The sequence below is a fragment of the Polymorphobacter sp. PAMC 29334 genome (assembly GCF_019431245.1).
Classification (GTDB): domain Bacteria; phylum Pseudomonadota; class Alphaproteobacteria; order Sphingomonadales; family Sphingomonadaceae; genus Polymorphobacter_B; species Polymorphobacter_B megasporae.
In genome coordinates, this window is record NZ_CP080243.1 from 1705540 (window position 1) to 1719089 (window position 13550).

At 67.3% G+C, this 13550-nt stretch carries 8 protein-coding genes; 3 read left to right on the plus strand and 5 right to left on the minus strand.

Annotated elements, in window-relative coordinates; translation table 11 throughout:
* Nucleotides 1-5 precede the first annotated feature (5 nt).
* From KZX46_RS12005 to KZX46_RS12015, 3 genes are all read right to left on the minus strand, one after another.
* Nucleotides 6-3029 carry a glycosyl hydrolase family 28-related protein gene (locus KZX46_RS12005; protein ID WP_219776763.1) on the minus strand — a complete coding sequence of 1008 codons (3024 nt, stop codon included), beginning with the start codon at nucleotides 3027-3029 and terminating at the stop codon, nucleotides 6-8.
* A 114-nt stretch (nucleotides 3030-3143) separates the two neighbouring features.
* Nucleotides 3144-6143 (minus strand): TonB-dependent siderophore receptor, encoded by a 3000-nt coding sequence (locus KZX46_RS12010; RefSeq protein ID WP_219776764.1) that lies wholly within the window; start codon nucleotides 6141-6143, stop codon nucleotides 3144-3146.
* Between the two features lie 22 nt (nucleotides 6144-6165).
* Nucleotides 6166-9192 carry a glycosyl hydrolase family 28-related protein gene (locus KZX46_RS12015; RefSeq protein ID WP_219776765.1) on the minus strand — a complete coding sequence of 1009 codons (3027 nt, stop codon included), beginning with the start codon at nucleotides 9190-9192 and terminating at the stop codon, nucleotides 6166-6168.
* Between the two features lie 218 nt (nucleotides 9193-9410).
* On the opposite strand from KZX46_RS12015, the gene KZX46_RS12020 reads away from it, so the two are divergent.
* On the plus strand, nucleotides 9411-9941 hold the full coding sequence (locus tag KZX46_RS12020; protein ID WP_219776974.1) for a gluconokinase: 531 nt from the start codon (nucleotides 9411-9413) through the stop codon (nucleotides 9939-9941).
* Nucleotides 9938-10831, plus strand: a complete 894-nt coding sequence (locus tag KZX46_RS12025; RefSeq protein ID WP_219776766.1) for an alpha/beta hydrolase — start codon at nucleotides 9938-9940, stop codon at nucleotides 10829-10831. The genes KZX46_RS12020 and KZX46_RS12025 overlap by 4 nt, the downstream gene beginning before the upstream one ends.
* On the opposite strand, the gene KZX46_RS12030 is transcribed toward KZX46_RS12025, so the two are convergent.
* Both KZX46_RS12030 and KZX46_RS12035 read right to left on the minus strand, forming a co-directional pair.
* Nucleotides 10828-11514, minus strand: a complete 687-nt coding sequence (locus tag KZX46_RS12030) for a FadR/GntR family transcriptional regulator (RefSeq protein ID WP_216708743.1) — start codon at nucleotides 11512-11514, stop codon at nucleotides 10828-10830. The genes KZX46_RS12025 and KZX46_RS12030 overlap by 4 nt on opposite strands.
* Before the next feature lie 26 nt (nucleotides 11515-11540).
* Nucleotides 11541-12887 carry a gluconate:H+ symporter gene (locus tag KZX46_RS12035; RefSeq protein WP_219776767.1) on the minus strand — a complete coding sequence of 449 codons (1347 nt, stop codon included), beginning with the start codon at nucleotides 12885-12887 and terminating at the stop codon, nucleotides 11541-11543.
* A gap of 415 nt (nucleotides 12888-13302) precedes the next feature.
* Between KZX46_RS12035 and KZX46_RS12040 the strand changes: the two genes are divergently transcribed.
* Nucleotides 13303-13509 carry a helix-turn-helix transcriptional regulator gene (locus KZX46_RS12040; protein WP_219776975.1) on the plus strand — a complete coding sequence of 69 codons (207 nt, stop codon included), beginning with the start codon at nucleotides 13303-13305 and terminating at the stop codon, nucleotides 13507-13509.
* Nucleotides 13510-13550: the final 41 nt, after the last annotated feature.

Below are 13550 nucleotides of genomic sequence, written 5' to 3' on the forward strand. Positions count from 1 at the left end.
CCCGGTCACGGCGCTGCCGGGCGGAGGCCGTAGAGCGCGTGGTGGGTCAGGATGAACAGCGTCGCATTGTCCTTGCCGCCGAAGACGAGCTGGAGCGGGCGGTCGGGGACGTCGATCCGCCCGATCTCGCGGCCGTCGCTGTCGTAGACGAACACCTGCCCGTTGGCGACGTAGACGCGCCCATCCTTGCCCGCGACGACGCTCTCGCCGCCCCGGTCGGCGAAGGGGCGGAGGTTGGTCACGACCCCGTTTTGCCCCACCGTGGCGCTATAGGTCCGGTCCTCCGATCCGTTCGTGACGAAGACACGGGCCCCCGGCTCGGCGGCGAAGCCGTAAGTGTCGAGCGAATCCGAGAAGCGCCAGCCGCGGAAATCGTCGGGTCCCTGACGGATCGCGCGATACGCCGGGAGCATCAGGCTGCCATCGGGCGAGACGTAGTGGCGCAGCTTGGCCACGGCCATGTCGCGCGTGAACATCGCGGCGAGCGTCGGGAAGCGCAGGGTTTGCGGGTCGATCTGGTCCTTGAACTCGCCGTTGGTCCACGTGTTGACCGGGAGCAGCGTTCGCGCCCCCGCCGGAACGGTCGCGTCGCTCGCTGCGATGACCGTGATCGCCCCGTCCGGCCCGCCGGGCTTGAAGCTGTAGACGCTCCCCGCGTGCCCGTCCGACGACAGCACCAGCAGGTCGCCCGAGCGCGCGACGGCAAGATTGACCGGATCGAGCGGGCTCTGCTGGACGATCGTCAGCTTGCGCGCGTCCGACCAGCCGTAGATGCGCTGCTGGCGGTGATCGACGAAGTAGAGCGTCCCGTCGGGCGCGGCGGCGGCTCCCGAAATCGAGTAGAAGCCATCGGCGAGCTTATCGAGCTTCGCGCCGGCCGGGTAGATCGACGGCGTCACCGCGGCTGGCGCGGCGGGGACGTCGAGAGTGGCGAACTCGCGCTCGCGCACCCCAAGGCCGTGGGTCACGTCTTGAATCGCATCGCTGTACGGGAATTTGCTCGCGCGGAGATAGGTCGCGCAGCCTTCGTCGTCGCACAGGCCGATCCCGCTCTCGGCGTTCACATGGACATTGCGGAAGTGGACGGCGGCGGAGTTGTAGAGCTTCACCGCGCTCGCCGCGGGCTTGACCGTCCGCGTGACGCGATAGGCGTGGTAGTTCGCGACGAGGATATCGTGCGAGTCCTGGATCTCGAGCGATACCGTATCCTGCCCCTCGCCCGACTCCTCCTCGGTCTGCGGGGCGAGCAATTCCCAATTGGCGACGCGGTCGAGAACGATCTCGGTGCGGACGTGATGCTCGCTCGACAGCTCGTAGACATGACCCGGCGTCGTCGTGTCGGACACGTACATGCCCGACTGCGCGTAGGTGTTGGGCGACCAGATGTTCGAGAAGGTCCCGCCGCCGCCGCGCGTCACCCACAGGCTCGGATATTGCGCGTCCCAGCGCTTCATGGGGTCGGGGTCGCCGCTGTGGTTGGCGTTGTACGGATCGGCGCGGGTGCCGTCGGGCAGGTCGGTGCCGTGGCCGCCCTGGAACTTGACGTCCTCGACCAGCGATCCCGCTCCTGCGGTCCAGAGCAGTCCGGTCGCGCGCGCATTGATGCCCCCGGTGGCGATGCCGAGCCCTGAGACGATCGCGTTGCCGCCAGCGGCCGAAGCGATCACCGCTTTCGCCGCGCCGACTCCCTGATACGCCGGGGTATGGTCGGGCAGCACGATCTGGGTCAGGCTGGGATGAAGGCCGATCAGCACGGTGTCGGGCTTGAGCCGCAGCGTCTCGCTGACGACATAGCGGCCCGCCGGGAAATACAGCACGCGGTGGCTGTCGATCGCCTTCTGGAGCGCGGCGGTGTCGTCGGTCGCATTATCGCCCTTCGCCCCGAGCGTGCGGACGTTGGTCCACTCGCCGGTCGCCGGTAGCGAGGGCAGGGCGGGGGGCACCGCTGGCGGCGCTGAGGCCAGCGGGTCGGCGGTCATCACCGTCGCGATCTTGCCCATCTCCCCGAGGCTCGGTACCGCGAGACCGTGGTTGAACGCGGCGACGCGGTAGCTCGCGCCTTTCCCGGGCACGGTCTTGCCGCTGTCGCGGAAGCTTGCGAACACCGGCGTGGCGGTGGCGACGGCGTTCTCGATGCCGATCTGGGTGTACGCGCTCGCCTCGTTCGAAATGACGACACCGGCGCGGGCGATGCGGTCGAAGCGGACGTTCTTGCCCCACAGCCAGTCGTTGTAGCCGGCGTCGATGTCGATCCCGACCGGCACGTTGCGGATCGCGACGTTGACCAAAGTCAGCCCCGCCTGATGCTCGCGGATCGCCGCGTCGCGCTGGCCATCGAACGTCGAGTCGAGCAGGGTGAACTGCCACGCGGGCGAGGTGTTCTCGGTCAGGATGCCGTAGCGCCCGCCGCGAAAATGGAGATCGCTGGCGAGGTTGGCGACCTGGTAGATGCCGGCGAGGCCCGAGCCGAGATCGAAGTCGATGTGGCTGAGATACGCGTGCTGTGCGGCGTGGAAGCGGATCGCGGTCGCCGCCGTATTGCCCTTGCCGATCGCGAAATCGACGTTGCTCAGCGCCGAATAGAAGGTGCTTGGGGTCGCGTCGGCGATGCCGGGATCGAACGGGACGCTGCCGGGGGGCGGGAAGGCGACGCGCTTGACCTCGCCGCGCCGCGCACCGGCGAAGAATAGCATGTTGGCGATACCGCGCTGGAATCCCGGCGTTTTGTCTCCGAGGACAATCACCGGCCGTGTCGCGCCGACGCCGAACACGCGAACGCCGGGCCACAGGAAGATCGTGCGAGTGATGCGATACCGGCCCGAGGGCACGAAGACGATCCCGCCACCGCCCTTCGCCGCGGCGCTGTCGATCGCGCTCTGGAGCGCCGCGCCGTCATCCGCACGCCCGTCCCCGCGACCGGCGACGGTGACCGCACGCGCATCGTCGGGGGCGGTCTGGAACACCGACGGCCCGGCGATCGCCGCTGTCGGGGCGGCGGCGAGGGCGAGGACAAGCGCGGTCTTGATCATGCAGGGCGTTCCTTGCGGCGACGGCCGGAAAAAAGGCGTCCCGGCCTTGCGGCCGGGACGGAGTCTTCAGGGAAAAAGTCGCCGCACGCGTACCCGCACACAAAGCGCACGCCGTTAGAAATTGTACCGTACCCCGACGCGAAACAGCCGCCCGAGCGTGTCGTAGAGCGCCTGATTGATATCGATGCCGGTGTTGGTCTGCGGCGACGGCGTCGGGTCGCGGTCGAGCACGTTGTCGATCTTGAAGTAGGCGGTGAACTTCTTGGTCAGGTTGTACGATCCGCCGACGTCGAGATAGAAAGCGCCGGGCATGAAGTTGTTGTCGATCGTCGGATGCTGCGTGTTCTGCAGCGCGGTCCGGCCGACCGGGCAGGTGCCCGCGCTGCACACGACATATTCCTGCGCATAGACGCCGTCGCTGAACCAGCGCTGCTGGAGGTTGAAGCTGAAGCGGTCGGTGCTCCAGCCTTCGGTCAGCAGCACCTTCCACGACGGCGTGTTGCCGGCGTTGACCCCGGCGCTCTGGATCGGGATCGTCCCGGGCACGCCCGGATCGGTGATGAAGTTCTTCACGTTGGTCGCCAGCCCGCGCAGGACGAAGTCTCCCGGTACGCCGATTTTGTCGGCGTGGAACTGGTAGCTCGCCTCGATGTCGAAGCCGTCGGTGAAGATCGAGGCGAGGTTGAACGCCTGGAGGTTGACGAACGGCGTGCCGCTCGTCGGCGCGAGGTTGAAGGCACCGCACAGCGAGGTGATGCCGCTGTAGCAGAGGTTGACCTCCTGCTGCGCGCCGAGGGTCGAGATGACGCCGTTGACCTTGATCCTGTAGTAATCGAACGATGCGCTGAACCCCGGCAGCCAGCTTGGCCGCGACAGCACGATGCCCGCGGTCGTGTTACGCGCGATTTCTGGCTTGAGCGCGGTATTGCCGATCGCGTTCTGCAGGACCGTTAGCGTCGCGGGGACGCCGGCGGGGCGGTTGGGGTCGGGGTTGGTGAAGTTCGGCAGCGTCGTCGTGATCGGGGCGGCGAACAGTTCCGACAGGTTCGGCGCGCGGACGTCGCGCGAGGTGACTGCGCGCAGGCGGATGCCCTCGATCGGCGTGTCCCACGTGCCGCCGACCTTCCACGTATAGACCGTTCCGGAGGTGCTGTAGTTCGTCACGCGACCGGCGACGTCGAGGTTGGCGCTGCCGAGCTTGTCCGACTTGAGGAACGGCAAATTGACCTCAACGAAGCCCTCGGCGACGTGATAGCTGCCGGTGCCGTTGTGGTAATTGCCGGCATACCAGTTGGCACCGTTGGTCGAGAGCAACGGATCGGCGGGGTAATTGGCGCTATACTGGCTCTGCGGAGCGACGCCGTTGCCGTAGGGATCGCCGATGACCTTGTAATATTCGTTGCGGTATTCGGCACCGGCGGCAATCGACACCGGACCCGCCCAGAGGCTGAGCGGAGAGCCGCTGAAGCTGAAGCTCGCCGCGTCCTGCGTCTGGCGGGTGTGCTGGAACGGGCCGTTGCCGGGCTCGATATACTGGAGCGCTGCGGCGCTCGGGGCGGTGCCGCCGATGATGTCGATCGGGACGCAGCCGTTGGCCCGCGCGACGGGGTCGGCGCAGACGATCTGGCCGTTGAGCGTGATCGCCTGGATCGCGGCGTTGTAGCGGGGTGTCAGCGTGATGTTCTTGACGTTGATGTCGGTGATATTCTCGCCGTGCTCGAACGAGGCGTCGTAGGTCCAGCTCGTGCCGAAGACTTGCACCTTGCCGTCGGCACCGAGCACGCCGCGGTACTGCTTGCGGGTCGGATAGACGGTGATGTTCTTCGGCAGCTCACCGTTGCTGGTGCCGAACTGGAACTGCGTGATCCCTGCGGTCGCGCACGCCGCCAGGATCGACGCGGGAACGAAGGGGTTCGAACATTGCAGCGTCAGCCCCGACTTGGTCGCGCCGGGGTTGGGCTGGTTCATCGTGTCGACCTGCGCGACGTTGACCGTCGCATAGACCTCGTTGTCGGGGTCGAGGTCGAAGCCGACGCGGCCATAGCCATTGTAGCGGTCGAGCCGCGACTGGAGCGTCGTACCGATGCCGACGTTGCCCGACAGGTCGCCGCCGACGCAGAAGCCGCCCGAGGTGTAGCAGCCCGAAACGGGGCCGGTCTGGGACGGCACGCCACCCGAGCCGTAGTTGAAGGTGAAAGGCTTTCCGTTGACGTCGAACGCGGTGCCCTGCAGCGGCCCCGAACTGATCAGGCCGAATTTGGTGTATTGATACGCCTGCGCGTGGTCGCGGACGAGATATTGCGGCGAGCCGTCGTTGGTGATCCCGCGATTGACGAAGGTCGTCGTGCGATACCACGTGCGGCCTGCCGCGAGCTGTTCGCCAAAGCCCCCCGCCGCGACGCCGTCCTCATGGTCGTACTCGCCGCTGACCTCGACATGGAGGCGATTGTCGAAGAACGAACGCCCGGCGGCGGCCTGAATCAGCCCCTGCTTGTTGTCGCCATAGGTCGTGATGCCGCCCTGGACGTTGGCCTTGAAGCCTTCGAAATGTTTGTCGGTGATGAAGTTGACGACGCCGCCGACCGCGTCCGATCCGTACGACGCCGAGGCACCGCCGGTGACGACGTCGACGCGCTTGATCAGAAGCTGCGGGAACAGGCTGATGTCGGGGACTCCGGTGACGTTCGCGCCGACGACGCGCTGGCCGTCGAGCAGCGTCAGCGTGCGGATTGTGCCAAGGCCGCGCAGCGAGAACGAGCTGAGGCCCTGCTGGCCGCTCGAGGTGCTGTTGGTCCCGGTGGTGACGCCGCTCGACCCCTGCAGCGAGGGCAATTGCGCGATCGTCGTGAAGATGTTCGGCTCGGCATTGCGCGCGATTTCGGCCGCCCCGATGACTGTGGTCGGGGTCGGTGCGGTGAAGCCGCTGGTGGTGATGCGCGAGCCGGTGACGACGATGTCGCCGGCGTTGGTCGTCGCGTCATCGGGGGTCGCCGGAGCGACGGCGGCAGGCGCGGGTGCCTGCTGCGCCTGCGCCGGAAGCGCGAGACCGACCGCGAACGCCGCCCCGACCGATGCCAGCAGCCGCGCCCGATGTGCCGTGTGAAGTCCGCCCATTTTAGTCTCCCCGTTTGTTTTGTTACAGTTGTGCCGCGTAGAGTGTGTGATGCGTCAGGATGAACAGCGTGCGCTTGTCCGGGCCGCCGAGCAGAAGCTGGAGCGGGCGTTCGGGCACGTCGATCCGGCCGAGCGGCTTGCCCACGGCGTCGTAGGCGAACACCTGGCCGTTCGCGATGAGCACCCGGCCCGCGCCGTCGGTCGTCACGCTCTCGCCGCCGCGTTCGGCGAAGACCTTGAGGTCGCTGAGCGCACCGCCTGCGCCGACCGCGGCGGAATAGGTTCGCGCCTCGGATTCGTTGCTGACGAGGACGCGGTCACCGACGCGTCCGCGCGCGAAGCCATAGGCGTCGAGCGTGTCGGAGAAGCGCCAGCCGACGTGATCGGGGGAGCCTTGCTGCCAGACGCGGAAAGCGGGGAGGGCGAGGCTGCCGTCGGGCGAGCGATATTCGAGCGGTTTGGCGGTCCCGGCATCGCGCGCAAACATCTCGGCGAGCGTGGTGAAGTGGCCGGTCGCGGGATCGAACTGGTCGCGAAACTCGCCGTTGTTCCACCAGTTGACCGGAAGCAGCGTCGTTGCCCCGTCGGATGGTGCGATCGGTGTCGCCGGGATCAACGTCAGCTCCTGCTTCGGCGCGGCAGGATCGAAGCTGTAGACGGTGCCCTGCGGCCCGAACGACGATTGCACGAGCAGATGCCCCGAGCGGTCGACCGCGAGGTTGACCGGATCGAGCGCATTGTCGCGCACGACTTCGAGACCACGGGCGCTGGTCCAGCGGTAGATGCGCTGGAAGCGATGTTCGACGAAGTACAGCGCGCCGCTCGCATCGACCGCGCCGCCCGAGATCGACCAGAAGCCGCCCTCGAGCTTTTGAACCGGCCCCGCGCCCGGGAGCGTCGCCGGAACGACCGCGGCGGGGTCGGCGGGGATGTCGAGCGTGGCGAACTCACGCTCGCGCATCTCGAGGTGATGCGTCTTGTCCTCGATCGCATTCTCGAACGGGAATTTACTCGCGCGGGCATAGGTGCCGCAGCCGATGTCATCGCACGTCGAAAAGCCGCTCTCGGCGTTGATGTGGACATTGCGGAAGCGAATACCGCTCGAATTCAACAGCTTCACCGCAGTGACGGCGGGGTGGAAGGTGCGCGTGACGCGGTAGGCGTGGTAATTGGCGAGCAGGATGTTGTGCGAGTTGCGAATCTCGAAGGAGACCGCGTCCATGCCCTCGGGGACTTCCTGCTCGGTCTGCGGCGCCAGGAACTCCCAATTTTCGACGCCGTCGAGGACGATCTCGTTGCGAACGTGGTGCTCATTCGACAGCTCGTAGACGTGGCTCGGCGTCTTGGTGTTGGTTACGTAGAAACCCGCCGTCGCGAAGGTGTTTGGCGACCAGATTGCGGCGAAGGTGCCGCCGCCGCCGTCGGCGACCCAGATACTCGGATACTGTGCGTCGAAGCGACTGTCGGCGACCGGATCGCCGCTTTGCGCGCTAAGTGTCCCGAGCGGCTTGCCGTCGGCGGTCGGGGTGCCGCCGCCGCCCATGATCTTGACGTCGTCGATCAGCGAGTCGGCGCCCGCTTTCCACACGATCGCATTGGCGCGTGGGTTGACCCGCCCGGTGAACAGGCCGAGCCCCGAGACGATGTTCCGCCCGCCCGACGGTGCGGCGAGGATCGGCACGACCGTCCCGATCCCGGCGTGACCCGGGTCGTTGTCGGGAATGACGAGCTGGGTAATCGCCGGGTGGAGCCCGAGTAGGACGGTATCGGGGCGCAGGTTGAGCGTTCCGGTCACCATGTAGAAGCCCACTGGGAAATACAGGACGCGGTGGCCGTCGATCGCGCGCTGGAGCGTGGCGGTGTCATCGGTGAGGCCGTCGCCCTTCACTCCGAGCGAGCGGACGTCGGTCCACTCGGCGACGGGCGGCAGCGAGCGGATTGCGGAGGTGCGTAGGGCGGGCAGCTTCGCCAGCGGGGTGATCGTGCTCGTCGTTGCGGGGACGCCGACCTGGCCGAGGCCCGGAACCGCAAAGCCATGATTGAAGCTGGCGACGCGGTAGGCTGGACCAGCCCCCGCCACCGTCCGCCCGCTCTCGCGGAAGCGCGCGAAGACGGGGGTGTTGTGGGCGACGGCGTTGTCGAAGCCGATCTGGGTGAACGGACTTTGCTCGCTCGAGATGATGACGGCGGCGCGCGAGACGTTCTCGAAGCGGACGTCCTTACCCCACAGGGAATCGCTATAGCCTTCGTCGATGTCGATGCCGACCGGCGTGTTGCGGATCGCGACGTTTACCAGCGTCAGGTCGACTTCATGCTCGCGGATCGCGGCGTCGCGCTGGCCATCGAAGCTCGAATCGATCAGCGTGAACTGCCACGCGGGCGAGGTCTTCTCGCTGACGATGCCGTAGCGGCCGCCGTGGAAATGGATGTCCTCCATCTCGTTGCCGGCCTGGTATACCCCGGCAAACCCCGACCCGAGGCGGAAGTCCATGTGGCTGAGGAAGCCGTGCTGGGCGAGGCGGAAGCGGATCGCCGCAGCGGCGGGATTGCCTTGCCCGAGCTCGATGTCGACGTTGCTCATCGCCGAATAAAAGGTGCCCGAATTGGCATCGCGGACGAGCTTGCCCGAGGGAACGACATTGGGGACCGGCACCGGGATCTTGCCGACCTGATATTGGTCGCTCCCGGTGAAGACAATCATCATCGCAAGGCCCGACTGGAAGCCGGGGGTGTTGTCGCCGAGCAGCAGGACTGGGCGGGTCTTGCCGACGCCGAAGATGCGCACACCGGCGGGAACAAGCAGCGTGCGGCTCAGCCGGTAGCGGCCCGAGGGCAGGAAGACGATGCCGTGTCCGGTCTTGTCGGGCGCGGCGTCGAGCGCGGATTGCACGGCGTCGGTGTCATCGGCGCGGCCATTGCCAACGCCGTGAACGGTGACCGCGCGCGGATCGGCGGGCATCGTGGCGAACGTCGATTTGGCAGACGCGGCCCCGGCGATCTGGGGCGAACCCAGAAGCACCGCTGTCATCGCCAACCACGCTGCCTTCATGCAATCCCCCCGTCGCTGCCGTCTTGCCGGAAAGCGTCGATCCGGCTCGATTAGGGAATAATTCAACTATCGGCATCCGCGACCAAGGTCGTAGTTCCCGTCGCGCTCGCCGCAGCCGATAGGCTCGCCCCGTTATGGGTGAGGTTGATCGACAGCGTCTGGCCGGAACCGGGGGGAGCAGCGTACTGCCGTCGGTCGAGCGCAACGGTATTGCGTCGATGGCGATCGTTGTCATGGGCGTCAGCGGGAGCGGCAAGTCGACCTTGGGGGCGATGCTCGCCGCGCGGCTGGGGTGCCGGTTCGTCGAGGGCGACACCTTCCACGACGCTGCGGCGATCGCGATGATGCGGTCGGGGCAACCGCTCGGCGACCGCGAGCGCTGGCCGTGGCTCGATCGCGTCGGCGCAGCGCTGGCGCGCGAGGTATCGGCGATCGGCGTCGTCGTCGTCGCATGCTCGGCGCTCAAGCGCGTCTATCGCGACCGGCTCGCGGGATGCGTCACGGTGCCGACGCGGTTCGTGCTGCTCGATGCCGACGCCGACACACTGCGTGAACGGCTGACCGAACGCGCGGGTCACTACATGCCGCCGAGCCTGCTTGCGAGCCAGCTCGCCACGCTCGAACGACCGGGAGCGGACGAGGCGGCGCTGACCCTCGACACCGGCACGCCGCCGGACCTGCTCGCACGAACCGCGCTCGACTGGCTCGAGCGCCCGCTTGCCATGCCCCCGAACGGAACCCGTCGATGACGATCAAATGCATCTTGATCGCGGTTCTGCTCGCGGTTGCCGGACGGACCGAAGCGCAGACTCCGCCGGGGCCGCCGACCGTCGCGCTGTGGCCGCAAGGCGCGCCGGGTTCGGAGGAGCGCCGCGCCGAACCCGAGATCGTCGAGAACACTTACGTCCGCAACGTCCACCAGCCGTCGCTGACGGTGTTCCGCGCCGATCCCGCACACGCCAATGGTGCGGCGGTTATCGTCGTTCCGGGCGGCGGGCACCGAATGCTCGTCTGGGTCAACGAGGGCGTGATGCCGGCGCGGATGCTCAATCGCTTCGGCGTCACCGCGTTCGTGCTCACGTATCGCCTCGCCCGCGAAGCCGGGTCGAATTACGACATTGCGCGCGATGCCGCCGCCGATGCGCGCCGTGCAGTTCGCTGGGTCCGCGCCCATGCCGCGGAGTACGGCGTCGATCCCCACCGGGTCGGGCTGATGGGGTTTTCGGCGGGCGGTGAACTGGTGTCGATGGTCGCCGACGCACCCGCACCGCCGACACCGGCGAATGCCGACACGATCGATCGCCTCAGTGCCCGACCCGATTTCCAGGTGCTGGTCTATCCCGGACCGCTCGGCATTCCCGCGACCGCCGCTGTCGGTGCGCCGCCCGCGTTCCTCGTCGCGGGGACGCTCGACCAATGCTGCGCGGTGCCGGTGCTGACCCTGTATCAGCAGCTTCGCACGGCGGGCGTGTCGGTCGAGTTGCACCTGTTCGCCGACACCGATCACGCGTTCAACGTCGGGATGCATTCGGAACGGCTCGGGGTCGCGCATTGGCCCGACCGGCTTGCCGACTGGCTGTCGGACGGGGGCTGGCTTCGCCCCGGTGGAGGGGCGAAGCCAGCCCCCGGCAATTACTAAAGCTCGCTCGGCATCAGGCGCTTGCGCCCCTCCGAGAGGTGCCAGCGCATCGCCAGCGCGGCCCCGTCGCAATCCTGCGCCCGGATCGCCTCGACGATCATCTCATGCTCGCGCAGCATCGCGCCGAGGACGTGCGGCGGGCGCGAGCGCGAAATGTCGACCCCGGCGCGCATGACGCGTTCGATGTCGCCGGTCAGCGCGTCGAAGGCGAGGCCGAACGCGGGATTGGCGGTCGCGGCGACGATGCGGCGGTGCAATTCCATGTCCTCGGCGTCGGCGGGCTCGTTCGACAGCATCGCCTCGCGTAATCGGTCGAGGGCAAACTGGATCTCCGCCATCTCCTCGGTCGACCGGCGCGCCGCCGCGAGCCGTGCCGCCTCCGCCTCGAGGACGAAGCGAACCTCATAGCTGCCGAGCGTCGAAGACAGTTCGGACATCGGCAGGTACGTCATCAGCCGGTCCGACGGGCGGCTCTTGACGAACGATCCGGCACCGCGCCGCGCTTCGGTGATACCATCCGAAGCCAGCCGCACCAGCGCCTCGCGGACCATCGTCCGCGAAATGCCGAACAGCTCGGCAAGGCGCGCTTCCGACGGCAGGCGGTCGCCGACATCGAGGCTGTCTGCCTTGATGATCTCGACGATCCCCGAATAGGCTTTGTCGGCGAGCCGCTGCACGGTCATGTCCGGTTCCCGTCTGTCGTCACGGCCTAGAGGAACCTACTGGCAACCAGGATGAACACCAGTCCGACGACCGACACCGCGGTTTCCAGCAGTGACCACGTGCGGAACGTCCCCGGCATGTCGGTGCCGAGGTAGCTTTTCACCAGCCAGAAGCCGGGGTCGTTGACATGGCTGAAGAAGACCGACCCCGCGCCGATCGCGAGCACGGTCCATTCGGGCGAGACCCCCGAGCTGATGACCAGCGCCGGCATGATCCCGGCGGTGGTGATCGTCGCGACGGTGGCCGAGCCGATCGACAGCCGGATCGCCGCCGCGACAAGCCATGCGACGAGCAGCGGCGACAGCGCGCCGTGGCTGGCGACGCGCGCGAGCAGGTCTGAAATGCCCGCCTGGACGAGCACCTGCTTCAGCGCGCCGCCCGCACCGATTGCGAGCAGGATCGTCCCCGCCGGCACCATCGCCTCCGCCCACACAGCGTCCTGCACCCCGCGCTCGAACAGGCGGCGGCCGAACAGCAGCGGGAGTGCGGCGAGGCAGGCGATCAGCAAGGCGAGGACGGGATTGCTGGCGACACTGAGCCAAGCGAAATTCGGGGCGACCGACTTCGGCAGCAGCGCCTCGACCTGACCCGCGGCGATCAACACCACCGGCATCAGAATAACGATCAAGGCGCGGCCGACCCCGGGGTCGGGAACGTCGAGCTTGGCCGCCGCAAGGACCGGCGGCGCGATCGAGACGCCGCGTGCGGTGAACTTGGACAGGAGCGGGCCGGCGATGATCGCGGTCGGGATGCCGACGAGCAGGCCGTAGCCGATCGTCCGCGCGAGGTTCGCATGGAGCGCGTCGACCGCGAGCAGCGGACCGGGATGCGGCGGTACCAGCGCGTGGACGACCGCGAGACCGGCGATTGCGCACAGCATCAACGAGAGCTTGGCTTCGTCGCCCCGGCCCTTCGCGGGCAGCGCGGCGGCGGCAGTGGCGACGATCGGGAGCAGCAATACCAGCCCGGTTTCGAAGAAAAGCGGCAGCCCGATGACGAGCCCGGCGATCAGTGCGGCGAACGGTGCCCCGGCGACCCCCGACGCCTTGAGCGCGGCGCGGGCGAGGCCACCGGCGCCGTCCGACAACTGCAACATCGCGCCGAGCGCGAGGCCGAGCGCGACGACCAGCCCGGTCCCGCCAAGAATGTCGCCGACGCCCTTTTGCACGGCCTTCGAGGTTACCGCGATCGGCATGCCCGACAACAGGCCGACGGCAAACGCGCCGCATAACAAGGCGATGAATGGATGGAGCCGGCCCCGGACGACGAGGATCACCGACAAGGCGATGCCAGTGACGGCTGCAGCGATCAGCCGCGCGTCGGCGACGATCATCGCACGGGCGCCGATACCTTCAGACGACGCGGCCTGCTTGAAATGGCGCGCGAATGGCTCGACCGATGTGCTTCGATGCCCAACTCAGCTCTCCCCCTGACTGTGTCGCGTTGTCACCAGACAGACTGGCGCCGCACCATCGTTTCGCTAGACTAGTATGACAGCATTGCCACGGTCGCTACCGAAAACTGGAAAATGTGGCGATTATTGCGCCGAAAACGGGTTTGCCGCTTGAGTCTGTCCAACAAGTTCAGTTACGCTTGCTGCACGGCGCGACTCATGTCGACGCAATGAGATCGGTGCAAACCGACGACAAATGGAGCGTGGTCGATGATCGCGCGAAGAGGGGAGAGTCGACTTGATAGCTATCCAGACCGACGGCGCGGCGTCTTCTGGCGCGACCCGCGATAGCGACGTGCCGGGCCGTGTTCACCTGACGCCGACCCAGCGCAAGGTTCTCGACGGCGTTCATTCAGGGCGGCTCAACAAGCAGATCGCGTTCGATCTCGGGGTCGCCGAAGCCACTGTTAAGGCGCACATGACGATCCTGATGCGCAAGCTCAACGTCCGCAATCGGACTCAGGTCGCCGTCGTCGCCCAGATGATCAGCGCTGGTCTCTGAGCTGGCGCATTTCTCCCGCGATTGCGGAAGGTTAACGAAAC

Bases quoted from the DNA above. Each gene is read 5' to 3' on its own strand.
- KZX46_RS12005 (WP_219776763.1), bottom strand. From the start codon at position 3,029: ATGATCAAGACCGCGCTTGTCCTCGCCCTCGCCGCCGCCCCGACAGCG.
- KZX46_RS12010 (WP_219776764.1), bottom strand. From the start codon at position 6,143: ATGGGCGGACTTCACACGGCACATCGGGCGCGGCTGCTGGCATCGGTC.
- KZX46_RS12015 (WP_219776765.1), bottom strand. From the start codon at position 9,192: ATGAAGGCAGCGTGGTTGGCGATGACAGCGGTGCTTCTGGGTTCGCCC.
- KZX46_RS12020 (WP_219776974.1), top strand. From the start codon at position 9,411: ATGGCGATCGTTGTCATGGGCGTCAGCGGGAGCGGCAAGTCGACCTTG.
- KZX46_RS12025 (WP_219776766.1), top strand. From the start codon at position 9,938: ATGACGATCAAATGCATCTTGATCGCGGTTCTGCTCGCGGTTGCCGGA.
- KZX46_RS12030 (WP_216708743.1), bottom strand. From the start codon at position 11,514: ATGACCGTGCAGCGGCTCGCCGACAAAGCCTATTCGGGGATCGTCGAG.
- KZX46_RS12035 (WP_219776767.1), bottom strand. From the start codon at position 12,887: ATGATCGTCGCCGACGCGCGGCTGATCGCTGCAGCCGTCACTGGCATC.